The sequence below is a fragment of the Pseudomonas sp. GW821-FHT09C08 genome, from assembly GCF_059418125.1.
Window position 1 is genome coordinate 517,380 of sequence record NZ_JBWKPG010000004.1, and the last position, 24,920, is coordinate 542,299.

The window sequence follows — 24,920 nt, forward strand, 5'->3', positions numbered from 1 at the left end:
GCTCCTTTAAGTGAGTTGATCAGCGATGTGTTGCGGCACGGCGATGGGGATTTCCAGCAGTTGCTGGGCGAAGGCCTTGCCTTGCGGGTCGATGCGCAGGCTGGCGATGCCGCCACCGCCCAGGGCGTTTTCCAGCAGGAAGTTGAGGCTGTGGCTGCCGGGCAGGTACCAGCGCTCGACGCGGCCGTGCACGGGGTCGAGCACGTGACCCATCCAGTCGACGATGACTTCCGGGGTCAGCGCCTCGGCGATCCACGGCAGGTACTCCGGCGCGCGCGCGATCACGCCGATATTGCTGTGGTTGCCCTTGTCGCCGGAGCGCGCCACGGCCAGCTTCACCAACGGCACACTGGCGTCGGCGCGGCCTTGGGGTTTGGGCGGATCCACGGCAGCGGCCGGCAGGAGAGGGGCGTCGGCGGTCGGCAGCGTGCAGGCGTGTTTATCGCCCTGGAAGTCGATCACCACCTCACAAGCGGACTTGTCGATCAGGAATGAAAACAGGCGAATCAGCGGGTACACGGTCGGGCGTCCCCCGACAATGCCGGTCAGCCCCGGCGCCATGCCGGTAGCCGCCTGGGCGATCTCGCGGGCGAACAGCACCAAGGCCTGTTTGCTCGGGTGCCGCACCGCCATCTTCACCACCACCTCGCGGCAATCCTGGCGCTGGGCGTGGGCGCCGTAGGTGGCCTCGCTGCCGAGCAGCTCGATGTTCACGTCGGTGTAGGGCGCCCAGCCGCGCTGGCTGAAGAGTTCGGCGGTCTTGTTGATGATCGCCTGGCTGACGCGCTCGGCCTTGGCCACCGCGTCGATGCCGGCAATCAGGCAACTGGCGGTGCAGCGAAAGCCGTCCGGGTAAGTCGCACTGACCTTGTACTGGTCGGTCGGCGGCAAGCCCTTGGCACCGTGCAGGCGCACGCTGTGTTTGCCTTGCTGGTGCAATTTGACCTGGCTGAAATCGCAGATCACATCGGGCAAGAAGTAGGCGCGTGGGTCGCCGATCTCATACAGCAGTTGCTCGGCCACGCTGAGTTCGCTGATCAGGCCGCCCGTGCCATCGACTTTGTTCACGGTGAACTGGCCGTCGGCACTCACTTCGACGATGGGGAAGCCGATGTGCTCGTAGTCCGGCACCTCGCGCCAATCGGTAAAGTTGCCGCCGGTGCATTGCGCGCCGCACTCGATGATGTGCCCGGCCAGTGCCGCCTGGGCCAGGCGGTCATAGTCCTGCCAGGACCAGTCGAAGGCATGCACCAGCGCTGCGCTGACCACCGCGCTGTCGACCACGCGACCGGTGATCACGATATCCGCACCCAACTGCAGTGCCTGGACAATTCCGGGTGCGCCGAGGTAGGCATTGGCCGACACGCACAGGGGCGGCAGCGGCGCGCCGTTGAACATATCGGTGATGCCGTGCAGGTGCTTGAGTTGAGGGTGCAGGTCGTCGCCCAGCAACACGGCGATTTTCAGCGGGACCTGGGCCTTGTCGCAGGCCGCTTGCAGGGCGGCGGCGCAGGCCTGCGGGTGGATGCCGCCGGCGTTGCTGATCACGCGGATGCCCTGGCGCTGGATCTCGCCGAGCAGCGGCGTCAACACTTCGACAAAATCCGTGGCGTAGCCGGCCTGGGGATCTTTGATCCGCGCACCGGCGAGGATCGACAGGGTGACTTCCGCCAGGTAGTCGAACACCAGGTACTCCAGTGCGCCGCCGTGCACCAATTGGGCGGCGGCCGTGCACGTGTCGCCCCAGAAGGCGCTGGCGCAGCCGATACGAACCGTCTTGCTCATGAGAAATCCTTCCTCGAATGGCTGGCAATGAGATTACCAAGCAAGCGCTTGGTTTGTAAACTCCAGACACAAGTTTTGCCCAAGCGCTTGCTTGGGTGGCGGCCACGGCCTAAATTGCCGGCCAAGACGTCCGTAGAAGTAGAGGAGAGCAGCATGGATGAGCAAAAAGCCCTGCGGGTGATGCGCACCATGGTCGACGGTGGCCAATTGACTGACCCCGACAGTGCCCGGGGCAAGTTGCTGCAGACCGCGGCTCACCTGTTTCGCAACAAGGGATTTGAACGCACCACGGTGCGCGACCTGGCCGGCGCCGTGGGCATCCAGTCCGGCAGCATCTTTCATCACTTCAAGAGCAAGGACGAGATCCTGCGGGCGGTGATGGAGGAAACCATTCATTACAACACGGCGATGATGCGCGCCTCGCTCGAAGAAGCGACCACCGTGCGCGAACGCGTGCTGGCGCTGATCCGTTGCGAGCTGCAGTCGATCATGGGCGGCAGTGGCGAAGCCATGGCGGTGTTGGTCTATGAATGGCGTTCGCTGTCGGTCGAGGGCCAGGCCCAGGTACTGGCCCTGCGCGATGTATATGAACAGATCTGGCTGCAGGTGCTGGGTGAGGCCAAGGCGGCGGGCTACATTAAGGGCGATGTGTTTATCACCCGGCGTTTCCTCACCGGTGCGCTGTCCTGGACCACCACCTGGTTTCGCGCCGAGGGCAGCCTGACGCTGGAAGAGTTGGCTGAAGAAGCCCTGCTGATGGTGTTGAAGCCCGACTGAGGCGCAAGCTATTCATTTGACGGTGAAAAAGTTGTCTCGCCAGACAAAAACGCCTAGCTTATCGCCATTAACGTAGTGAACGGTGTGTGCCTTGATGTTTTCGCCATGGCGGCTGGCTGCAGGACTTACTTTTTGGGCACTGGGCACCGCGTGGTGGATGCCGGCTTCGGCTGCGCAATTGGTACGGATCGGCGCCGCGCACTTTCCACCCTACACCGTGCGCCCCGAGCAGGGCGCCGACACCGGGCTGCTGCCGCAGTTGGTCGAAGCGCTCAATGCTTCACAGGCCGACTACCAGTTCGTACTGGTGCCCACCTCCATCCCGCGACGTTTTCGTGATTTCGAACAGGGCCGTATCGACATGGCCATTTTCGAAAACCCCGACTGGGGCTGGCAGAAAATTCCTCACACCAGCGTGGACATGGGCCTGGAAGACGCGGAAATCTTCGTCGCCCAGCGGCAGCTTGATCGCGGCCAGGACTATTTCACCGACCTCACCGGCAAACGCCTGGCGGTGTTCAGCGGCTATCACTACGCCTTCGCGCATTTCAACCCTGACCCCAAATACCTGGCCGAGCAGTTCAACGCCACGTTGACGTATTCCCATGACAGCAACCTCCTGATGGTGGTGCGCGGGCGTGCGGATATTGCGCTGGTCACGCGTTCCTACCTGAGTGATTTCCTGGTGCGCAATGCGGACATGGCCGGGCAGTTCCTGGTTTCGGAGCGCATCGACCAGGTCTACCACCACTACGCCTTGCTGCGCCCCAAGGCGCCGATCACCGGCGCGGCTTTTTCCGCCTTGCTCAAGCGCCTGCGTGACAGCGGCGAGCTGCTGAAGATTTTCGAACCCTATCGCATTGACGTCATGCCGACGCCCTGACGGCTAAATTTCCTAGCGCTGCTCACGTCATCTCAACCAACGGTTGACGATGTTTGCGAGTGCCCTTCATGTCACATCCCACTGATCTTTGCGGCCTTTCCCACGGTGAAGTCCTGCGGCGTTTCGATGCGCGGTTGGCGGCGATGGTGCATTACTTCTACCTGGATGCGCAGTGTGCAGAAGGGGCGGCAGGCACCGCGCAGAATCGTTGCCCCCATTGCCAGCGAGAATTCGACTTCGCCCATAAACGCGCGGCGCTGCTGATTCTTGGCGCGCAACGGCTCGGCCCTTTGCGCATCAACGTTTAGACCCGGCGTGCAAACGTATCGCTGTGGCTGCCCGAGACCTTGCGGCAATGCACCAACGCGTCGCGGATCATGAAGTTCACCAGGGTCGGCGAGACGCCGAGTTCCTTGGCGATGTCCTTTTGCGGAACGCCGTGCAGGCGGTACATCTCGAACGCGTAGCGGGTGCGCTGCGGCAGCTCCGTCAGGGCGTCGGCGATGTTTTCCAGGGTATTGAAGTTGATGTGCGAGGTTTCCGGTGAAGCGCCGTGAATAACCACATTCAAGCCTTCCTCTTCCGTCCCGGAGTATTTGAGCTCCAGGGCCTGCTTGCGGTAGTGATCGATCGCCAGGTTGCGCACGATCTGGAACAGATAGCTCAACTGGGCCTTGAACGACGAGGTGATCGTCGGCGCGGATTGCAGCCGGAAGTAGGCGTCCTGCACTACGTCTTCGGCCCGCGAGCGGCAGCCGGTAATGCGTGCCGCGATCTTCACCAATATCAGTCGATTGTCGACGAAAGCCTGGAGAAGTGGTGAGTCGCACCTGCCTGTGGTTACTGGTTCCGTCATGGAAATCACCTTGTCGCAAAAGAGGTTAGGGGAGGGCGTCCTTGCTGAGGCCTCCTACACATCGGGCAACAAATTATGCTTAATGATAATGATTGTCAAATGAGAAGACGAACTAATCTTATGCTTTCTTGTTAGATGTGAACCACGTCGCGCTCGCCCCCGGCGACTAATTATTTGCCGGTGCCGTCCGTTCTTCTGGGTGACAGGTCCGTTAGTAAAACGGCCAAGGATCAGCCCCCGCAGGAGGACGAAATGGGTTTCTATCGTGCATACAGCGTGTTTCAGTTTGGAGTCGTCGGCCGATGACTGCGCCGACGCGACTGCGCCTGTTTTGCCTGCCCTATTCGGGTGCCAGCGCCATGGTCTACGCGCGTTGGCGCCGAGCCCTGCCGGAATGGCTGCACGTGTGCCCGCTGGAATTGCCCGGGCGTGGCATGCGCATGGACGAGCCCCTGCAGCGCGATATCAAGGCCCTGGCGGCGCAGCTCGCGGAAGAGATCAGCCGCGACTTGAGCGGCCCCTACGCCTTGTTCGGCCACAGCCTCGGCGGCCTGCTGGCGTTCGAACTGGCGCACGCCTTGAAGGCCCGCGGTGTACCCGCGCCGCTTGCGTTGTTTGCCTCCGGCACCGCCGGGCCGGCGCGCCGGGATGTCAGCGAATACGCCATCGAGAAAACCGATGAGCAACTGATCGCCCGCCTGCGCGAGCTGCAAGGCACCGCCGAAGAAGCCCTGGCCAACCCCGAGTTGATGCAGTTGATGCTGCCGATCCTGCGCGCCGATTTCCTGCTGTGCGGCAGCTTCATCTATGGCCAGCGCACGCCGCTGGACATGCCGATCCATGTGTTCGGCGGCAAGCAGGACAGCGTGCGCGCCGACCAGTTGCTCGACTGGCAACTCGATGCCGCCAGCGGCTTTTCCCTCGACATGTTCGACGGTCACCACTTCTTCCTTGTGCAGCACGAAAGCGCCGTATTGCGCTGCGTGCGCCGTTACGCCGATGAACACCTGGCCCGCTGGCGCAATGGCGCGGCGCGGCAACTGGCCGCCGGCTGACAGCTCCCCACTTCCCGAATTTCCCGTAAGCCGATTTCAGGCAGGAACCCCATGATGGACGCCTTCGAACTTCCCCGTAACCTGGTCGAGTCCCTTCAACGTCGTGCTGCGCAGACCCCGGACCAGGTGGCCCTGCGCTTCCTCGCCGAGTCGGCCGAGCACAGCGTGGTACTCAGTTACCGTGACCTGGACCAGCGCGCCCGGACCATCGCCGCCGCCTTGCAGGCCAAGGCGACGCTGGGCGATCGCGCAGTGTTGCTGTTCCCCAGCGGCCCGGACTACGTCGCAGCGTTCTTTGGGTGCCTGTACGCCGGGGTGATCGCGGTGCCGGCCTATCCGCCGGAGTCCACGCGCCGTCACCATCAGGAGCGCCTGCTGTCGATCATCGCCGATGCCGAACCGCGCCTGCTGCTGACCGTCGCCAGCCTCGGCGATGGCCTGGCCCAGATCGACAACGCGCCGCCGGTGCTGAGTGTCGACACCCTCGATGCCGGCATCGCCGAGCGTTGGCTGGCCCCTGAGCTGCAGCCCGACGACATTGCCTTCCTGCAATACACTTCCGGCTCCACGGCGTTGCCCAAGGGCGTGCAAGTCAGCCACGGCAACCTGGTGGCCAACGAAGTGCTGATCCGCCGTGGCTTCGGTATCGACCTGAACCCCGACGACGTGATCGTCAGCTGGCTGCCGCTGTACCACGACATGGGCCTGATCGGTGGCCTGTTGCAACCGATCTTCAGTGGCGTACCGTGCGTATTGATGGCGCCGGCATACTTCCTCGGCCGGCCGTTGCGCTGGCTGGAAGCGATCAGCGAATACGGCGGCACCATCAGCGGCGGACCGGACTTCGCCTACCGCCTGTGCAGCGAGCGGGTTAGTGAATCCGCGCTGGAACGCCTGGACTTGAGCCGCTGGCGCGTGGCCTATTCCGGCTCCGAGCCGATTCGCCTCGACACCCTGGAACGCTTCGCCGAGAAATTCGCGAGCTGCGGTTTCACCCCGAACAATTTCTTCGCCTCCTACGGGCTGGCCGAGGCGACCCTGTTTGTCGCCGGTGGTCGCCGTGGCCAGGGCATCCCGGCGCTGCGTGTCGACGAGCAGGCCCTGGCCGCCAATCGCGCCGAGCCTGGGCAGGGCAGTGCAATCATGAGTTGCGGCACCAGCCAGCCGGAACACGCGGTGCTGATCGCCGACCCACAGACCTTGAGTGAACTGGCCGACAACTGCGTCGGCGAACTCTGGGCCACCGGGCCGAGCATCGCCCATGGCTACTGGCGCAACCCCGAGGCCACTGCGAGGACTTTCGTGCAACACGCCGGGCGTACGTGGCTGCGCACCGGTGACCTGGGCTTTATCCGAGACGGCGAGGTGTACATCACCGGGCGCCTCAAAGACCTGCTGATCGTGCGTGGCCACAACCTGTATCCCCAGGATATCGAGCAGACCATCGAGCGCGAAGTCGAGGTGGTGCGCAAGGGCCGCGTTGCGGCGTTCGCGGTGAATGACCAGGGCCTGGAAGGGATCGGCATCGCCGCGGAAATCAGCCGCAGCGTGCAGAAAATCCTGCCGCCCGACGCGCTGATCAAGGCGATCCGCCAAGCGGTGGCCGAGGCCTGTCAGCAAGCGCCGAGCGTGGTGGTGTTGCTCAACCCCGGCGCCTTGCCCAAGACCTCCAGCGGCAAAGTGCAGCGTGCCGCGTGTGCGTTGCGTCACGCCGATGGCAGCCTCGACAGCTATGCGCAGTTCCCCGACCTGCACGTGCAGGCAAGCGATGCGGCGTTGGAATCCGAGCTGCAAAGCCGGATCGCAGCGATCTGGTGTGAGCAATTGCAGGTGCCGAGCGTGGCCGCCGATGACCATTTCTTCCTGCTCGGCGGCAACTCCATCACCGCCACCCAGGTGGTCGCGCGGCTGCGCGAAACCCTTGGCCTGGAACTGAACCTGCGCCTGCTGTTCGAAGCGCCGACGCTGTCGGCGTTCGCCGCGAGTGTGGCGCAACTGCAGCAGGACGGTGGCCTGGCCCAAGGCGCGATTGCTGCCTTGTCGCGCCAGGACGAACTGCCGCAATCGCTGGCACAGAACCGCCTGTGGATCACCTGGCAACTGGACCCGCAGAGCAGCGCCTACACCATCCCCGGTGGCTTGCGCCTGCGGGGCGAGTTGGACGCAGACGCGGTGCGCGTGAGCTTCCAGCAACTGATCCAGCGCCATGAGGCCTTGCGCACGCGTTTCTACGAACGCGATGGCCAGGCTTTCCAGCGCGTGGCTGCTCACGCCGATTTCGAGCTGCAAGTCATCGACCTCAGTGACCTGCCTGCCGCCGAGCGTGAGGCTCGCGCGCAACAGATCCGCGAGGACGAAGCTCGCACCCAGTTCGACCTGGAAAAAGGCCCGTTGCTGTGGGTAACCCTGGTGCGCCTGGACGATGAAGATCACCAACTGCTGGTCACCCTTCACCACATCATCGCCGACGGTTGGTCGCTGAATATTCTGCTCGATGAGTTCTCGCGCCTGTACGCCGCCGCCAGCCAGGGCCAGGCCCTGACTTTGCCGCCACTGACCCTGCAGTACGCCGACTACGGCAGCTGGCAGCGCCAATGGCTGGCCCAGGGCGAAGGCCAGCGGCAACTGGCGTACTGGAAAGCGCAACTGGGCGAGGAGCATCCGCCCCTGAGCCTGGCCACCGATCGCCCACGCTCGGCGCAGCAACGCTACAGCGCCTCGCGCCACAGTGTGCGCTTGAGTGCCGGCCTCAGCGCAGCGATTCGCCAGACCGCCCAGGCCAATCAATCCACGCCGTTCATGGTGTTGCTCGCGGCGTTCCAGAGCCTGCTCTACCGCTACAGCGGCCAGCGCGATATCCGCATTGGCGTGCCGAATGCCAACCGTCCGCGCCAGGAAACCCAAGGCCTGATCGGCTTCTTCATCAACACCCTGGTGCTGCGCGCCGAGTTGGACGGGCGCCTGCCCTTCAGCCAACTGCTGGCCTCGACTCGCGAGACGGTATTAGGCGCGCAAGCGCATCAGGACTTGCCATTCGAGCAACTGCTGGAAGCCTTTCCGCAGGCGCGCGAACAAGGTCTGTTCCAGGTCATGTTCAACCATCAGCAACGCGACTTGAGCGCCTTGCGCCGCTTGCCCGGCATGCTCGCCGAGGAGCTGCCGTGGCACAGCCGCGAAGCCAAGTTCGACCTGCAACTGCACAGTGAAGAAGACCGTAACGGGCGCTTGAGCCTGTCCTTCGATTACGCCGATGAACTGTTCGAACACGCGACCCTCCAGCGCCTGGCCGAGCACTTTATCCAGCTGCTGCAAGCGGTCTGCGAGCAGCCGCAGCAAACCCTCGGCGACCTGCCGTTGAGGCTGCAGGACGAACAGCCGGCGTGGAGCACGGCACCGTGTGCGCCGGCCCGGCAGTGGCTGCCCGAGTTGCTCAACCAGCAGGCCTCGGACCGCACCGCGCTGGTCTGGCAGGACGGTAGCCTGACCTTCGCCCAGTTGCACACCCAGGCCAACCGCCTGGCCCACTACCTGCGCGACAAAGGCGTCGGCCCCGATGTGTGCGTGGCCATCGCCGCCGAGCGTTCGCCGCAGCTGTTGATCGGCCTGCTGGCGATCACCAAGGCTGGCGGTGCCTATGTGCCGCTGGACCCGGACTACCCCGCCGACCGCCTGGCCTACATGCTCAAGGACAGCGGCGTACACCTGCTGCTGACCCAGACTGCATTGCTGGACCGCGTGCCGGCTGCGCCCGGCGTGTGCGTGATTGCCATGGACAGCCTGCACCTGGACAGCTGGCCGACCCAGCCACCGGGCCTGCACCTGGAGGGCGATAACCTCGCCTACGTGATCTACACCTCCGGCTCCACCGGCCAGCCCAAGGGCGTGGGCAATACCCATGCGGCCCTGGCCGAGCGCTTGCAGTGGATGCAGGCGACTTATCAACTCAATGACACCGATGTGCTGATGCAGAAGGCGCCGATCAGTTTCGACGTGTCGGTGTGGGAGTGCTTCTGGCCGCTGATCACCGGGTGCCGCCTGGTACTGGCCGGCCCCGGTGAGCATCGCGACCCGCATCGCATTGCGCAATTGGTGCAGGAGCACGGCGTAACCACGTTGCACTTTGTGCCGCCGCTGTTGCAGCTGTTTATCGATGAGCCGCTGGCGGTCGAATGCACCAGCCTGCGTCGCCTGTTTTCCGGCGGCGAAGCCTTGCCCGCCGAGTTGCGCAACCGTGTGTTGGCACAGTTGCCGGCAGTACAGCTGCACAACCGCTATGGCCCGACCGAGACCGCGATCAACGTCACCCACTGGCAGTGCACGGCCGCAGACGGCGAGCGCTCGCCGATTGGCCGGCCGCTGGGCAATGTGATCTGCCGCGTGCTGGACGAGCAGCTCAATCCGTTGCCGGCCGGTGTGCCGGGTGAGCTGTGCATCGGCGGCATCGGCCTGGCACGCGGGTATCTCGGACGTGCCGGGTTGACCGCTGAACGGTTTGTCGCCGATCCATTGGGCGAGGGCGGCGCACGCCTGTATCGCACCGGTGACCGCGCGCGCTGGAGCGCCGACGGCGTGCTCGAATACCTGGGCCGCCTTGATCAGCAGGTCAAGCTGCGCGGCTTCCGTGTGGAGCCCGAAGAGATCGAAGCGCGCCTGCTGGCCCTGGACGGTATCGCCCAGGCCGTGGTACTGGTGCGCGATGCGCAGTTGATCGGTTACTACACCGCCAGCACCGCGCTGGATGAACAGGACGTCAAGGCCGCGCTGGCCGCCGAACTGCCGGAGTACATGGTGCCCGCGCTGTTGATGCGCCTGGACGCCATGCCCCTGAGCCCCAGCGGCAAGCTCGACCGCCGTGCCTTGCCGGCACCGGTGTGGCAAACCCGCGACCATATCGAGCCCGAAACCGCGCTGCAGCAACAGATCGCGGCGATCTGGCGCGAGGTGCTCGGCGTGCCACGCCTGGGTCTGCGCGATGACTTTTTCGCCCTCGGCGGCCATTCGTTGCTGGCCACGCAAATCATCTCCCGCACCCGCCAGGCCTGCGACGTCGAGTTGCCGTTGCGCACGTTGTTCGAAGCCAGCGAGTTGGGCGTTTTTGCCGAGCAAGTGGCGCTCATCCAGGCCTCCGGCCAGCGCAACCAGCAGACGGCAATTGCCCAGGTCGACCGCAGCCAGAAGGTGCCGCTGTCCTATTCCCAGCAGCGCATGTGGTTCCTGTGGCAGATGGAACCGGACAGCCCGGCCTATAACGTCGGCGGCATGGCACGCCTGCGTGGTGTGCTGGATGTGGGGCGATTCGAGGCGGCGTTGCAGGCCTTGGTCATGCGCCATGAAACCCTGCGCACGACCTTCCCGAGTGTCGATGGCGTGGCCTATCAGAAAGTCTCGGCGCAGACCGGCCTGCGCATGGACTGGCAGGATCTCTCGGCGCTGGACGCAACCGAGCGCCAGCAGCGCCTGCAGCAACGTGCCGATCAGGAGGCCCACACCCCGTTCAACCTGGAGACCGGGCCGTTGCTGCGTGCGTGCCTGGTCAAGGCGGGCGATCAGGAGCACTACCTGGTGCTGACCCTGCACCACATCGTCACCGAAGGCTGGGCCATGGACATCTTTGCCCGTGAACTCAGCGCCCTGTACGAAGCGTTTATCGATGAACGCCTGTCGCCGCTGCCGCCGTTGCCGGTGCAGTACCTGGACTACAGCGTGTGGCAACGCCAGTGGCTGGAAAGCGGCGAACGCCAGCGCCAACTGGACTACTGGACGGCGCAGCTGGGCAGCGAACACCCGCTGCTGGAACTGCCCGGTGATCGTCCGCGGCCACCGGTGCAAAGTCATCAGGGCGAGCTGTACCGCTTCGACCTGAGCGACGACTTGGCCGCCCGCGTGCGCGCGTTCAACGCCGAGCGCGGCCTGACGCTGTTCATGACCATGACCGCGACCCTGGCCGTGTTGCTCTACCGCTACAGCGGCCAGACCGACCTGCGCATCGGCGCGCCGGTGGCCAACCGGATTCGCCCGGAAAGCGAAGGCCTGATCGGTGCGTTCCTCAACACCCAGGTGCTGCGCTGCCAGCTGAATGGGCAGATGAATGTCGCTGAGCTGTTCGAGCAGGTGCGCCACACCGTGATCGAAGGCCAGTCCCACCAGGACCTGCCGTTCGATCATCTGGTCGAAGCCCTGCAACCGCCCCGCAGCGCAGCCTACAACCCGCTGTTCCAGGTGATGTGCAACGTGCAGCGCTGGGAGTTCCAGCAGAGCCGCCAACTCGCCGGCATGACTGTCGAGTACCTGGCCAACGATGCCCGCGCGACCAAGTTCGACCTCAACCTGGAAGTCACCGACCTCGACCATCGCCTGGGTTGCTGCCTGACCTACAGCACCGACCTGTTCGATGAACCGCGCATTGCGCGCATGGCCGAACATTGGCGCAACCTGCTTGAAGCCCTGATCGCAAATCCCGCGCAGCGCCTCAGCGAGCTGCCGTTGCTGACCGCGGTTGAGCAACGAGCCTTGCAGGACAGCCTGGGCGTCGAGGCCGGTGAACATCGCCTCGACCAGTGCATTCATCAACTGTTCAGCCTACAGGCGGCCAAGCGTGCGGATGCCCCGGCGCTGACCTTTGCCGGCGTGACCCTCACCTATGCCGAACTCGACGCCCGCGCCAATCGCCTGGCCTGGATGCTGCGCGAGCGCGGCGTCGGCCCGCAGGTGCGGGTCGGCCTGGCGTTGCCGCGTTCGCTGGAAATGGTCATCGGCCTGCTGGCAATCCTCAAGGCGGGCGGCGCCTATGTGCCGCTCGATCCGGAATACCCGCTCGACCGCCTGCACTACATGATCGAAGACAGTGGCATCGGCCTGCTGCTCAGCGATGCGGCGATGTTCGCAGCGCTCGGCGAATTGCCGGCCAACGTGGCCTGCTGGTGCCTGGAAGATGACTTGCTGGTGCTGGCGAATTACCCGGCCGGCGCGCTGCCGTTCATTAGCCTGGCGCAGCACCAGGCGTACCTGATCTACACCTCCGGCTCCACCGGCAAGCCGAAAGGCGTGGTGGTCTCCCACGGTGAAATCGCCATGCACTGCCAGGCGGTGATCGAGCGCTTCGGCATGCGCCCGGATGACTGCGAGCTGCACTTCTATTCGATCAACTTCGACGCCGCCACCGAGCGCCTGCTGGTGCCTCTGCTCAGCGGCGCGCAGGTGGTGTTGCGTGCCCAGGGCCAGTGGGATGCGGAGGAAATCTGCGCGCTGATCCGCACCCATCGCATCAACATCCTTGGTTTCACCCCGAGTTATGGCAGCCAGTTGGCGCAATGGCTGGCGACCCAACACCAGACGCTGCCGGTGCGCATGTGCATCACCGGTGGCGAGGCCCTCACCGGCGAGCACCTGCAGCGCATCCGCGCAGCGTTCCAGCCCGACGTGTTTTTCAACGCCTATGGCCCGACCGAAACCGTGGTGATGCCGCTCGCCAGCCTGGCGCCGCAGCACGTGGAGGAGGGCGCGGCCAGCGTGCCGATCGGCAGCATTATCGGTGACCGCGTGGCCTACATTCTCGACGCCGACCTGGCGTTGGTGCCACAGGGTGCGACCGGCGAGTTGTACGTCGGCGGTGCGGGCCTGGCCCAGGGGTATCACGAGCGTCCAGGCATGACCGCCGAGCGGTTTGTCGCGGATCCATTCGCGGCCAACGGTGGGCGTCTGTATCGCACCGGCGACCTGGTTCGGCAACGCGCCGATGGCCTGGTGGAGTACCTCGGGCGCATCGACCATCAAGTGAAGATTCGTGGTTTCCGTATCGAGCTGGGCGAGATCGAAACCCGCCTGCTGGAGCATGAAGCCGTGCGCGAAGCGGTGGTGCTGGCGCTGGATTCGCCGAGCGGCAAGCAACTGGTGGCGTACCTGGTCAGCGACGCCGACCACGGCATCTTGCGTGACGCGCTGAAGGCGCACCTCAAGGCGCAGTTGCCGGACTACATGGTGCCCGCGCACCTGATCGTGCTGGACAGCATGCCGCTGACCGCCAATGGCAAACTCGACCGCCGCGCCTTGCCGCAACCCGACCCCGAGGCCAACCGCCAACAGTACGTGGCGCCGCGCAACGAGCTGGAACAGACCCTGGCCGCCATCTGGTGCGCGGTGTTGAACGTGCAACAGGTGGGCCTGGACGATAACTTCTTTGAACTGGGCGGCGACTCGATCCTGTCAATCCAGGTGGTCAGCCGCGCGCGGCAGGCCGGGATTCACTTCAGCCCGCGTGACCTGTTCCAGCACCAGACCGTGCAAACCCTGGCCGCCGTCGCCACGCGCTCCGAGCAGGTCATCGCCGAGCAGGGCGTGCTCACGGGGCCCTCGGGCCTGACACCGATCCAGCACTGGTTCTTCGATACGGACATTCCCAACCGGCAGCACTGGAACCAGGCCTTGCTGCTCAAACCGCTGCAACTGCTGGAACCCCATCGCCTCGAGCAGGCGCTGCTGGCGGTGCTCGAACACCACGACGCCCTGCGCCTGAGTTTTACCCCGCGCGATGCGCAGTGGCACGCCGAACACCTGGCCGTGCCCGAAGGCGGCGTGCTGATGCAAGCGAAAGTGCGTGATATGGCGCAGTGCACCGCGCTGTTCACCGACACCCAACGCAGCCTCGACCTCGAACACGGGCCGCTGCTGCGGGCCTTGTTGGTGGATGGCCCGCAAGGCCAGCAACGCCTTTTGCTCGCGATCCATCACTTGGTGGTGGACGGCGTGTCGTGGCGCGTATTGCTGGAGGATTTGCAGACCGTTTACCGGCAACTGAGCGACGGCCAATCCGTCAACCTGCCGGCCAAGACCAGTGCCTTGCGTGACTGGGCCGCGCGCCTGCAGGCGTATGCCGGCAGCGAGTCGCTGCGCGAAGAGTTGAGCGTGTGGCAGGACCAGTTGGCGGGCCCAGCGGTGGCGTTGCCGGTCGCTCGCCCGCAAGGGCCGCTGCGCCACCGCGATGCCGACACCGTCAGCGTGCGCCTGGATGCCGAACGCACCCGCCAACTGCTGCAACAAGCGCCGAGCGCCTACCGCACCCAGGTCAACGACCTGCTGCTGACGGCCCTCGCCCGCGTGGTGTGCCGCTGGAGTGGCCACGCTTCGGCGCTGATCCAACTCGAAGGGCATGGTCGCGAAGCGCTGTTCGACGACATCGACCTGACCCGCAGCGTCGGCTGGTTCACCAGTGCCTATCCATTGCGCCTGACCCCACAAGCCGGGCAGGGTGACTCGATAAAGGCGATCAAGGAGCAACTGCGCGGCGTGCCGCACAAGGGCCTCGGCTATGGCGTGCTGCGCTACCTGGCGGATGATCTGTGCAAGCGCAGCCTGGCCGCGTTGCCGAGTGCCGCGATCACCTTCAACTACCTCGGCCAGTTCGACCAGAGCTTCGGCGCCGATGCGCTGTTCCATCCGCTGGACGAGTCCGCCGGCCTGGCCCATGACCCGGACGCGCCGCTGCCCAATGAGCTGAGCGTGGACAGCCAGGTCTACGGCGGTGAACTGGTGCTGCGCTGGACCTTCAGCCGTGAACGCCACGACCCGCAGACCCTCCAGGCGCTGGCCGATGCCTACCTGGCCGAACTGCAAAGCCTGGTTGCGCATTGCCTTGAGGACAGCGTGGGCGGGCTGACCCCGTCCGATTTCCCGCTGGCCCACCTGACCCAGTCGCAACTGGACGCGTTGCCCGTGCCGGCCAGTGCCATCGAAGACGTCTACCCGCTGACCCCGATGCAGGAGGGCCTGCTGCTGCACACGCTGCTGGAACCGGGCACCGGCCTCTACTACATGCAGGACCGCTACCGCATCAACAGCGCGCTCGACCCCGAGCGTTTCGCCCAGGCCTGGCAGGCGGTGATTGCCCGTCACGAAGCGTTGCGCGCGTCATTCTGCTGGAATGTCGGCGAAGACATGCTGCAAGTGATCCACAAACCCGGCAGCACGCCAATCGAGTATCTGGACTGGAGCGCCGACCCGGAGAGCGAGCAGGAGCCGCGTCTGCAGGCGTTGCTCAAGCAGGAGCGCGAAGCCGGTTTCGATCTGCTCAACCAGGCGCCGTTCCACCTGCGCCTGATCCGTGTCGGCGAAGCGCGCTACTGGTTCATGATGAGCAACCACCACATCCTCATCGATGCCTGGTGCCGCTCGCTGCTGATGAATGACTTCTTTGAGCTCTACACGGCGCTCGGAGAAGGCCGTGAGGCGCAACTGGCCACGCCGCCGCGTTATCGCGACTACATCGCCTGGCTGCAACGCCAGAACCTGAACGCAGCGCGCCAGTGGTGGCAGCAGAACCTGCAGGGGTTCGAGCGCACCACGCCGATCCCGAGCGACCGGCCGTTCCTGCGTGAACATGCCGGTCACAGTGGCGGCATGGTGGTGGGTGACTGCTACACCCGCCTCGATGCCCGCGACGGCGCGCAGTTGCGCGAATTGGCCCAGGCCCATCAGCTCACCGTCAACACCTTTGCCCAGGCAGCCTGGGCGTTGGTGCTGCGGCGCCTGAGCGGCGACCGCGACGTGCTGTTCGGCGTCACCGTGGCCGGGCGCCCGGTGGAAATGCCCGAGATGCAACGCACCGTCGGCCTGTTTATCAACAGCATCGCGCTGCGTGTGAAGCTGCCCGAGGACGACCAGCGTTGCAGCGTGCGCGAGTGGTTGAGCGGCCTGCTCGACAGCAATATGCAGCTGCGCGAGTACGAATACCTGCCGCTGGTGACTATTCAGGAACACAGCGAACTGCCCAAGGGCCAACCGCTGTTCGACAGCCTGTTCGTGTTCGAAAACGCTCCGGTGGAAGTCTCGGTGCTGGACCGTGCACAAAGCTTGAATGCCACCTCGGACTCCGGCCGCACCCACACCAACTTTCCGCTGACGGCGGTGTGTTATCCGGGAGATGACCTTGGTTTGCACCTGTCCTACGACCAGCGTTATTTCGACGAAACCACCGTGCAAGGCATGCTTGGCGAATTCAAGCGCCTGCTGCTGGCGCTGGTGCAGGGCTTCCATGGCGACATGGCCGACTTGCCGCTGATCGGCGAGCAGGAGCGCGAGTTCCTGGTAGACGGCTGCAACCAGAGCGAACACGCCTATCCACTGGAGAGCAGCTACATCGAGTTGTTCGAGGCGCAGGTGGCCGCGCATCCGCAGCGGATTGCCGCCAGCTGCCTCGACCAGCAGTGGACCTATGACGAGTTGAACCGGCGCAGTAACGGCCTCGGCCACGCGTTGATCGCGGCGGGTGTGGGCCTGGATCAACCGGTGGCGTTGCTGGCTGAGCGCAACCTGGACCTGCTGGGCATGATCATCGGCAGCTTCAAGGCCGGCGCCGGTTACCTGCCGCTGGACCCGGGGCTGCCCAGCCAGCGCCTGAGCCGCATCATCGACCTGAGCCGCACGCCGTTGCTGGTGTGCACCGAGGCGTGCCGCGAGCAGGCCATCGAACTGCTGGAGGGCTTTGATTGCCAACTGCTGGTGTGGGAAGAAGTGCCTGGCCGTGGTGCCAATCCCGGCATCTACAGTGCAGCGGACAACCTCGCCTACGTGATCTACACCTCGGGCTCCACCGGCCTGCCCAAAGGCGTGATGGTCGAACAGCGCGGCATGCTCAACAACCAGTTGAGCAAGGTGCCGTACCTGGACCTCGGGCCGGCGGATGTGATCGCCCAGACTGCCTCGCAAAGCTTCGATATTTCCGTGTGGCAGTTCCTTGCCGCGCCGCTGTTCGGCGCGCGGGTGGACATCGTGCCGAACACCATTGCCCACGATCCGCAAGGCTTGCTGGCGCATGTACAGGCCCAGGGCATTACCGTGCTGGAAAGCGTGCCGTCGCTGATCCAGGGCATGCTGGCCCAGGAGCGCATGAGCCTGGACGGCCTGCGCTGGATGCTGCCGACCGGCGAAGCGATGCCGCCGGAACTGGCGCACCAGTGGCTGCAGCGATACCCGCAGATTGGCCTGGTGAACGCCTACGGGCCGGCGGAATGCTCGGACGATGTGGCGTTCTTCCGCGTCGATGTGGCGTCAACCCGTGGCACTTACCTGCCGATCGGTACACCGACCGACAACAACCGCCTGTACCTGCTCGATGGCGCGCTGGAGTTGGTGCCGCAAGGTGCAGTCGGCGAGCTGTGCGTGGCCGGTACCGGTGTGGGCCGCGGTTATGTCAGCGATCCGCTGCGCACCGCCCAGGTGTTTGTGCCGAACCCGTTCGGCGCGCCGGGCGAGCGCCTGTACCGCACCGGCGACCTCGCGCGTCGGCGCAGTGATGGCGTGCTGGAATACGTCGGGCGTATCGACCATCAGGTGAAGATTCGCGGTTACCGCATCGAACTGGGTGAAATCGAAGCGCGCCTGCACGAGCAGCCGTACGTGCGTGATGCCGCCGTGGGCGTGCAGGAAGGCGTCAACGGCAAGCATCTGGTCGGCTATCTGGTGGCGGCCGATGAAGCGCTGAGTTCAAGCGAACGCCTGGACCGCATCAAGCAACGCCTGCGCGCCGAACTGCCGGAATACATGGTGCCGTTGCACTGGTTATGGCTCGAGCGCCTGCCGCTCAACGCCAACGGCAAGCTCGACCGCAAGGCCCTGCCGGCACTCGAAATCGGCCAGTTGCACAGCCAGGACTACCTGGCGCCACGCAACGCACTGGAGACCACCCTGGCCGCCATCTGGGCCGAGGTACTGAAAGTCGAGCGGGTGGGCGTGCAGGACAACTTCTTCGAGCTGGGCGGGCACTCGTTGCTGGCCACGCAGATTGCCTCGCGCGTGCAGAAGTCCCTGCAACGCGATGTACCACTGCGAGCCATGTTCGAGTGCAGCACGGTGGCGGAGCTGGCCGAGTACATTGATGGGCTGGCGGCGAACGAGATCAGCGCGGAGAAAGTGGATCGGTTGAGTGATTTGATGGCGGAGCTGGAGGGGCTTTGATCGTTGTGGTCTGCCAGGGCCTCAGCGCCGGCAAGCCGGCTCCTACGGGAGTTGGCTTGCCGGCGATGAGGTCAGGCCAGGCGTTGCTTACTTAGGCCCAAGAATCTTCACCAACTTCTCCGGCGACGGCGCCCCTTGCTGTTGCTGCAATTGGCCCTTGTCATCCAGGTAGAAAATCGCCGGCGTTGCCGACAGTTCCAGCTCATCCATCAACTTCATGTTGGCATCGAGCTTGGCTTCGATAGTCGCCGGGATCTTGGTCAGCGCCTGCAACTTGCTGGCTTTGCCGGCGGCCTCGTGTTCTTCCAGGGCTTTTTGCGGGTCCTTGGCGGCGAACAGTGCGGCGGATTTGCCTGGGCTGTCTTCGCGGATGATGCCGACCATGATGTGGCGCAACTGCACCTTGCCGGCTTTCACCCATGGCCGCGCCTGTTCCCAGAACATGTTGCAGTACGGACAGTTGGGGTCGCTGAACAGGTAGACGGTGCGCGGCGCGTTTTTGTCGCCGTCCTGGATCCAGCTGCTGTTTTCCATCTTGGCCCAGACTGCCTTGGCCATCGGCGCGTACACCAGTTTTTCCAGGGGCGCGCTGCTCAAGTCATTGCCTTGGGCGTCGTACAGGTTGCCGGCGATTACGCTCTTGCCGTCGGCGGTCAGGTACAGCGCCATGCCGCGATTCTGGTATTGCGCGGCGTAGCCGGTGAGGCCACTGGGCGCATCGAACTTGCCGAGGATCTTGGCGCCCTTGGCCTCGATCTGCTTGATCGGTGCCGGCCAGTCTTCGGCCTGGGCCAGGGTGGCTGTCGCGCTGAGTGACAGGAAGGTCAGCGGCAGCAGGGTCAGCAGGTGGCGGAGGCGGGGCATGTCGGTTTCCTTATGGCGGCAGGTTCGGTGTCGAAGGGTTCCATGGCACGGGCCAGGCTGGCCTGGGACAACTCGCCCAGGTGGCTGTTGATCAGGCGCCCGTCGGCCCGGTAGAACAACGTGGTCGGCAGGGCCATGGAGCCCACGGCCTGGCCGAGGCGGCCGCTGGCGTCGAAGAGTACGTTGTCGAGGGTCAGGCCCTGGGTAGCGAGGAAGGTGCTGACGCTCTGCATGCTTTCAGCCTGGTTGACGAACAGGAAGGTCACGTCCGGGCGTTGGTGTTGCGCGCGTTCCAGCACCGGCATTTCCCGCCGGCACGGTGGGCACCAGGTGGCCCACAGGTTGATCACCAGCGGGCCGCCCTTGTAGTCGGCCAGTTGCACCACCTCGCCGTTCGCATTGCGCAGGGTGATGTCCGGCAGTTGCGTGCCTTTGTCGTACAGGCTCAGGGACAGGGTGGCCATGCCCCAGAACAGCAGGCCGGTGATCACCCCGGCGCTCAGCGGCTTGCGCAGGGCCGGGCGACGCCAGCCGTAGGCCAGTGCGCCGAGCACCAGTGCGACCACGCCAGGCCAGGCGAGGAAACCGCCGTCGCGCAGGTCGACCATCTGCAGCCAGTCGTTGCTGTAGTCACTCCAGTACATCAGCACAAAGCTGATGCGGGCCACCAGCATGCCCAGCAGGAACAGGCTGAACAGCACCGATTCCGGGTTTTCACCGCCACGCTTGGCCACGCGCCAACCCACCAGGGTGGCGAGAATCAGCGCGCCGATCAACAGGATGTGATTCAGGGCGATGGCGAAGGTGCCGATGGTCAGGGTCAGCATCAGAGGGCGTCCCGGGTCTGGGTCCAGCGTTGCAGGAAAGCGGCGGCGTCCACTTCGCCAGTGATGCGTTGGGCACGGCGCTCCTCACCGTCGGGGCCGATCCAGACAAAGCTCGGCGGCCCCGGCACCTTGTAGCGGCCGAGCAGCGCACGGCTGGCGGCGTTGTCGGCAGTGACGTCCAGGCGCAGCAGGCGGACATCCTTCAGGGCGGCCATGACCTCGGGTTTGCCGAACACCTGTTTTTCCATGACTTTGCACGACACGCACCAGTCGGCGTAGTAGTCCACCAGCACCCATTGGCCCTGGGCCTTGGCGCTGTCGAGCTGGCTTTGCAGCACGGCTGGATCCTTGATGGTCATGAAGGCGTCGTGGGCGTCCGTTGCGGTGGCGACTCGCGAACCGCTGTAGACCTTCAATGGCTGGAACAGGTCATCGCTGCCACCGGCTGCGCCCACCACCAGCACCGCGCCCCACAGGCCGAGCACCAGCGAACCGGCACCGAACACCTTGGCGGCCAGGCCGTACTCACGGGCCAGGGTCCAGCCGCAGTAAGCCATCACCAAGGCCAATGCGCCCCACAGGCCGATCCACAGGCTGTCGTCGACCACCGGGCGAATCATCAGCACCGCGGTGCCCAGGAACAGGAAGCCGAAGACGCCCTTGAGCACGTTCATCCAGGTACCCGGCTTGGGCAGGAAGCGGTTGCCCACGGTCACCAGCAGCAATAGCGGAATGCCGATGCCGATGCCCATGGCGAACAGGATCAAGCCCCCGTGCACGGCATTGCCGCTCTGGGCGATGTACAGCAGGGCGCCGGCCAGGGGCGCGGTCATGCAGGGCCCCACCAATAGGCCCGACAGCGCGCCGAGAACCCCGGCGCCCAGCAGGCTGCCACCGCTTTGCTGGCGGCTGACGTTGTCGAGGCGGTCACGCAGGAAGGCCGGCAGTTGCAGCTCGAAGAAGCCGAACATCGGCAGCGCGAGGATCACGAACAGCGCGGCGAAACTGCCGAGGATCCACGGTGTTTGCAGCAGTGCGGCAAGGTTGGCGCCGAGCAGGGCGGCCAACACGCCGAGCGCGGCATACACCAGGGCCATGCACACCACATAGCTGCTGGCCAGGGCAAAGCCGCGACGCGGGCTGGCGCCACTGCCCACCACCAGGCCGGCGAGGATCGGCAGCATCGGTAACGAACAGGGGGCAAACGCGAGCAGCAGCCCGAGGCCAAAGAACACCAGCAGGCTCCAACCCAGGCTGCGTTGTTGCAGGCCGCTGGCCAGGCTCTGGTCCTGCGCCTCGGAGGTAGCGGCAACGGCGGGGTTGCCGCCCAGGTCTACAGTGATCGATTGCGGTGGGTAGCACAGGCCGGCATCGGCGCAGCCTTGCCAGCCGAGCTTTACCTGGCCGGTGGCGCCGGCGGGGATCTTCACTTCCAGGCCCTGGCGATAGACCTCCTGCTCGCCGAAGAACTCATCGCTATGGGCCTCGCCCTGCGGCAGCACTGGCTGTTCGGCCAGGCCATCGAATTTCATGCGCTGCTTGTACAGGTAGTACCCGTCGGCAATCTGCCAGTAAAGCTGGGTCTCACCGGATTCCAGGCGCTCGGAGGTAAAGGTGAACGCCTTGCCCACCGGTAGGAAGTCGGGTTTGGTCTCGAACGGGTTGCCCGGCGCGGCCTGGGCGAATCCCGCGAACAACACCAGCAGAAAGGTAAACAGATGCCGCATGGTCAAGCCTTAGTTCGATGCAAGTAGGCACACAATGTGTGGCGTTGATTAACCGATGATTAACCGGGCGCTATTCTAAAGTGAAGGAGATGACTGAGCGCGCCTCTTTTCACGGCATAATCGGCGCTTAATCCGCGACACCTTTAATCCTCCCCATCTTTCATGAAGGGTTCACCATGCACGTACTGGTCTGTGAAGACGACAAGCTGATCGCCAGCGGCATCGTCGCCGGCCTTGGCGCCCAGGGCTTTACCGTCGAGCACGTGGCCACGGCGGCGGCGGCGCGGGCGATGCTCAAGGCGGCCACGTTCGACATCATGGTGCTCGACCTCGGCCTCCCCGACGAAGATGGCCTCAAGCTGTTGCAGCAGCAGCGCAGCCAGGGGCTGGAGATCCCGGTGCTGATCCTCACCGCGCGAGATTCGGTGACCAATCGTGTCGACGGCCTGCAAGCCGGGGCCGACGACTATTTGCTCAAGCCATTCGACCTGCGTGAACTCGCCGCCCGCCTGCAGACCCTGCTGCGGCGCGTGGCGGGGCGCAGCGTCAACCTGATCGAGCACGGCCGCCTGGCCTACGACCCCAGCAGCCGCGAGACTTTCCTCGGCGGCCAGCCGGTCGACCTGTCGCGCCGCGAGCAGGCGCTGCTGCAGGCCCTGTTGCATAACAAGGGCCGGGTGCTGTCCAGCGAACAGCTCAAGGACAGCGTCTACGGCTTCAACGACGAACTGGAAAGCAACGCCCTCAACGTGCATATCCACCACCTGCGGCGCAAATTGGGCAATGGCATCGTCGAAACCGTGCGTGGCCTGGGCTACCGCCTCGGGCCGGCGGACGGGGGAGAGGACGTGTCGTGAAAAGCCTGCGCCTGCGCCTGACCTTCAAGTTGGGCGCCGCTTTTGTGCTGATCTGGGCCCTGGCAGCGGCCTGGATGCTCAACGACCTGCGCAACCAGATGATGTTTTCCCTCGACCAGCGCCTGGTGGCGTCCGCGCGCATGGTGGCCGGGCTGACCGAGCAAATGCCGGGGCTGGCGAGTGTCAGCGGCGGCGCGCATTTCAGCGCCGAACAACTGCACGTGCCGGGCGGCATGGCCTGCCAGGTCAGCTCCTTGCGCGGCGAAATCCTCGCGCGCAGCCATACCACCCCGGAAGAGGGCCTGGAGTCGCGCAAGAGCGGCTTCCGCGACCAGGTGGTCGACGGTGTGGGCTGGCGCAGTTTTACCCTGTCGCGTGGCGACCTGCTGATCACCACCGCCGACCGCCAGGTGGAGCGCGAGGCGCTGAACCTGTCGATCCTGCTGGCTGCCTCGGTGCCGGTCGGCGTGGCGATGCTGGGTTGCCTGTGCCTATTGTGGCTGGGCATCGGCCAGAGCCTGTTGCCGCTCAATCGCATGCGTGACGCGCTGATGCGCCGCAGCGCCGATTCCCTCGAGCCGCTGCAGATTCACCCGTTGCCCAGCGAGCTCAAGCCGCTGCTCGATACGCAGAACCAACTGCTGCAGCGCATCGCCAAGACCATCGAGCGCGAACGCCGCCTGACCGGTGATGCGGCCCACGAGTTGCGTAGCCCGCTGACCGCGATCAAGACCCACCTGCAAGTCGCGCGCATGACCGAGGGCGCGGCGCGCGACCAGTCGCTGGCCCACGCCGAGGAAGGCGCCGACCGCCTGCACCGGACCCTGGAGCAATTGCTGCTACTGGCGCGGGTGGAGGGCAGCCTGTCATTCGACGATGGCTTGCAGTCCAGCGCCGAGGAAGTCGCGCGGCTGGCGATCGAGGATGCGAACGCCGGCGACAACCAGCGCATCGACCTGGTCCTGGCAGACACCCTCACCAGCGCTCCGGTGGAAATGCCGGTGGGCCTGGCCGTCGCGGCCCTGCGCAACCTGCTGGACAACGCCTTGCGCCACACCCCGGCCGACACCCGGGTAGAGCTGAATGTGTTCAACGCTGGCGATCAGGTGGTGTTCCGCGTGCGTGACCACGGCACGCAGATTTCCGCCGAGGACCTGCAGTACCTTACCCAACGCTTCTGGCGCAATGGCAACAGCGAAGGCTGTGGCCTGGGCCTGGCGATCGTGCAGGCCATCGTGCAGCGGTGTTCCTGCTCATTGACATTCGACAGCCAGGCAGATGGCCTGCGTGTCGACCTGGGCATGCCGTTGCGACGCTGATCCGTTTTCTCATGTGCCAAATAGTTACCGCCCTGCTGAAGATCAACCCTTCAGGATGGCGGTAATTTTTTTGCGCTTGAACGGGCCGAAAGACTCGGCCTGTACTGAAAAGGACAGTTCTTATGTTGGTCATCGATACCAGTTTCCCTGCCCGGGACTTCAACGAACGCAGCGGCGAGCCCGTGCGCCAGGTGGTCCTGCACTACACCGCGGCGCCTTTCGCCTCATCCTTGCGGACCCTGACGCAGAACGGGGTCAGCGCTCACTATCTGCTGCCCGATCCCGATGAGCCCGGCTACCGCGCCGCCGGGTATGAAGAGTTGCGCGTCTTTCGCCTGGTGGGCGAGGACCTGCGTGCGTGGCATGCCGGGGCCAGCCATTGGGGCGGGCGTGACAACCTCAACAGCCGGGCGATCGGCATCGAGATCGTCAACCTGGCGCGCGACGATGGCGGGGTGTTTACCTTTCCCGCGTACGGCCAGGCGCAGGTGGAGGTGCTCATCGCCCTGATGCGCGACATCCTGGGGCGCCATCCGCAGATCGGCCCGGCCGACGTGCTGGGGCACTCGGACGTGGCCTACTGGCGCAAGAGTGACCCGGGGCCGCGCCTGCCGTGGCGCACGTTGTTCGAGGCGGGAGTGGGCGCGTGGTTTGACGAGTCGACGCGGGCCATGTACCAGCGCCGGTTTCGCCTGGGGTTGCCGCCTGAAGTGGAGGTGGAGCGGGCGTTCCAGCGCTATGGCTATAAACCGGCGCAGAATCGCCAGATGTTCGAGCGGCGCACGCGCGCCTTCCAGATGCACTTTCGCCCGCGGGATTACGGCGGATGCCTGGACGCGGAGACCTGCGCGATTTTGTATGCGCTGAACGAAAAATACCTCGGGTTGTGACGCCGGGCGCGAGGCTCATCCATCCGTTAACCGTCACTGTCCCCTAAATCCTCTTCTCGCTGGTGCGTTTCCAGAACAGGAAATCCGTGCGCATGCCCTTGGGCCAGACGCCAACGGATCGGCAGTTTGGTC

At 64.9% G+C, this 24,920-nt stretch carries 13 protein-coding genes; 8 read left to right on the forward strand and 5 right to left on the reverse strand.

All coding sequences use genetic code 11. The features are described 5' to 3' along the window. Window positions 1-6 precede the first annotated feature (6 nt). Window positions 7-1,785: an acyclic terpene utilization AtuA family protein gene (locus AC07OJ_RS17050; RefSeq protein ID WP_495094847.1), complete on the reverse strand. Its 1,779-nt coding sequence runs from the start codon at window positions 1,783-1,785 to the stop codon at window positions 7-9. Window positions 1,786-1,938: 153 nt separating this feature from the next. Here AC07OJ_RS17050 and AC07OJ_RS17055 point away from each other — a divergent pair, with 153 nt between their 5' ends. The 3 genes from AC07OJ_RS17055 (at window position 1,939) to AC07OJ_RS17065 (ending at window position 3,753) form a co-directional block, all read left to right on the forward strand. After that, window positions 1,939-2,562: a TetR/AcrR family transcriptional regulator gene (locus tag AC07OJ_RS17055; RefSeq protein WP_495094848.1), complete on the forward strand. Its 624-nt coding sequence runs from the start codon at window positions 1,939-1,941 to the stop codon at window positions 2,560-2,562. A gap of 94 nt (window positions 2,563-2,656) precedes the next feature. Further along, window positions 2,657-3,445: a substrate-binding periplasmic protein gene (locus AC07OJ_RS17060; RefSeq protein WP_083221366.1), complete on the forward strand. Its 789-nt coding sequence runs from the start codon at window positions 2,657-2,659 to the stop codon at window positions 3,443-3,445. A gap of 68 nt (window positions 3,446-3,513) precedes the next feature. Continuing rightward, the gene (locus tag AC07OJ_RS17065) at window positions 3,514-3,753 is read left to right on the forward strand and encodes a hypothetical protein (protein ID WP_213554066.1); all 240 of its coding nucleotides are present in this window, start codon (window positions 3,514-3,516) and stop codon (window positions 3,751-3,753) included. Here AC07OJ_RS17065 and AC07OJ_RS17070 read toward each other — a convergent pair. Continuing rightward, entirely contained in the window at window positions 3,750-4,301 is a 552-nt protein-coding gene (locus tag AC07OJ_RS17070) for an RNA polymerase factor sigma-70 (protein WP_106803049.1), read from the reverse strand. The genes AC07OJ_RS17065 and AC07OJ_RS17070 overlap by 4 nt on opposite strands. A gap of 302 nt (window positions 4,302-4,603) precedes the next feature. Between AC07OJ_RS17070 and AC07OJ_RS17075 the strand changes: the two genes are divergently transcribed. Continuing rightward, entirely contained in the window at window positions 4,604-5,356 is a 753-nt protein-coding gene (locus tag AC07OJ_RS17075; RefSeq protein WP_065903494.1) for a thioesterase II family protein, read from the forward strand. 51 nt (window positions 5,357-5,407) lie between these two features. Next, window positions 5,408-18,304, forward strand: coding sequence for a non-ribosomal peptide synthetase (locus AC07OJ_RS17080; protein WP_495094849.1), 12,897 nt, complete (start codon window positions 5,408-5,410; stop codon window positions 18,302-18,304). Between the two features lie 87 nt (window positions 18,305-18,391). Here the strand turns inward: AC07OJ_RS17080 and dsbG are convergent, their stop codons facing one another. The 3 genes from dsbG to dsbD are packed head-to-tail and all read right to left on the reverse strand — an operon-like array spanning window position 18,392 to window position 21,722. After that, window positions 18,392-19,168: a thiol:disulfide interchange protein DsbG gene (gene dsbG, locus AC07OJ_RS17085; RefSeq protein ID WP_495094850.1), complete on the reverse strand. Its 777-nt coding sequence runs from the start codon at window positions 19,166-19,168 to the stop codon at window positions 18,392-18,394. Next, entirely contained in the window at window positions 19,144-19,995 is an 852-nt protein-coding gene (locus AC07OJ_RS17090; protein WP_065903485.1) for a prolipoprotein diacylglyceryl transferase family protein, read from the reverse strand. The genes dsbG and AC07OJ_RS17090 overlap by 25 nt, the downstream gene beginning before the upstream one ends. After that, on the reverse strand, window positions 19,995-21,722 hold the full coding sequence (gene dsbD / locus AC07OJ_RS17095) for a protein-disulfide reductase DsbD (RefSeq protein WP_495094851.1): 1,728 nt from the start codon (window positions 21,720-21,722) through the stop codon (window positions 19,995-19,997). The genes AC07OJ_RS17090 and dsbD overlap by 1 nt, the downstream gene beginning before the upstream one ends. 176 nt (window positions 21,723-21,898) lie before the next feature. On the opposite strand from dsbD, the gene AC07OJ_RS17100 reads away from it, so the two are divergent. The 3 genes from AC07OJ_RS17100 to AC07OJ_RS17110 all read left to right on the forward strand — a co-directional run bounded on the left by AC07OJ_RS17100 (window position 21,899) and on the right by AC07OJ_RS17110 (window position 24,788). After that, the gene (locus AC07OJ_RS17100; RefSeq protein ID WP_065903475.1) at window positions 21,899-22,579 is read left to right on the forward strand and encodes a response regulator; all 681 of its coding nucleotides are present in this window, start codon (window positions 21,899-21,901) and stop codon (window positions 22,577-22,579) included. Further along, a complete protein-coding gene (locus AC07OJ_RS17105) occupies window positions 22,576-23,898 on the forward strand; it encodes an ATP-binding protein (protein ID WP_065903466.1) in 1,323 nt (440 codons plus the stop codon). The genes AC07OJ_RS17100 and AC07OJ_RS17105 overlap by 4 nt, the downstream gene beginning before the upstream one ends. 122 nt (window positions 23,899-24,020) lie before the next feature. Next, on the forward strand, window positions 24,021-24,788 hold the full coding sequence (locus AC07OJ_RS17110; protein WP_106803053.1) for an N-acetylmuramoyl-L-alanine amidase: 768 nt from the start codon (window positions 24,021-24,023) through the stop codon (window positions 24,786-24,788). Window positions 24,789-24,920: the final 132 nt, after the last annotated feature.

Excerpts from the sequence above, each read along its gene's own strand:
- AC07OJ_RS17050 (WP_495094847.1), bottom strand. The coding sequence starts at position 1,785 with ATGAGCAAGACGGTTCGTATCGGCTGCGCCAGCGCCTTCTGGGGCGAC.
- AC07OJ_RS17055 (WP_495094848.1), top strand. The coding sequence starts at position 1,939 with ATGGATGAGCAAAAAGCCCTGCGGGTGATGCGCACCATGGTCGACGGT.
- AC07OJ_RS17060 (WP_083221366.1), top strand. The coding sequence starts at position 2,657 with ATGTTTTCGCCATGGCGGCTGGCTGCAGGACTTACTTTTTGGGCACTG.
- AC07OJ_RS17065 (WP_213554066.1), top strand. The coding sequence starts at position 3,514 with ATGTCACATCCCACTGATCTTTGCGGCCTTTCCCACGGTGAAGTCCTG.
- AC07OJ_RS17070 (WP_106803049.1), bottom strand. The coding sequence starts at position 4,301 with ATGACGGAACCAGTAACCACAGGCAGGTGCGACTCACCACTTCTCCAG.
- AC07OJ_RS17075 (WP_065903494.1), top strand. The coding sequence starts at position 4,604 with ATGACTGCGCCGACGCGACTGCGCCTGTTTTGCCTGCCCTATTCGGGT.
- AC07OJ_RS17080 (WP_495094849.1), top strand. The coding sequence starts at position 5,408 with ATGATGGACGCCTTCGAACTTCCCCGTAACCTGGTCGAGTCCCTTCAA.
- dsbG (WP_495094850.1), bottom strand. The coding sequence starts at position 19,168 with ATGCCCCGCCTCCGCCACCTGCTGACCCTGCTGCCGCTGACCTTCCTG.
- AC07OJ_RS17090 (WP_065903485.1), bottom strand. The coding sequence starts at position 19,995 with ATGCTGACCCTGACCATCGGCACCTTCGCCATCGCCCTGAATCACATC.
- dsbD (WP_495094851.1), bottom strand. The coding sequence starts at position 21,722 with ATGCGGCATCTGTTTACCTTTCTGCTGGTGTTGTTCGCGGGATTCGCC.
- AC07OJ_RS17100 (WP_065903475.1), top strand. The coding sequence starts at position 21,899 with ATGCACGTACTGGTCTGTGAAGACGACAAGCTGATCGCCAGCGGCATC.
- AC07OJ_RS17110 (WP_106803053.1), top strand. The coding sequence starts at position 24,021 with ATGTTGGTCATCGATACCAGTTTCCCTGCCCGGGACTTCAACGAACGC.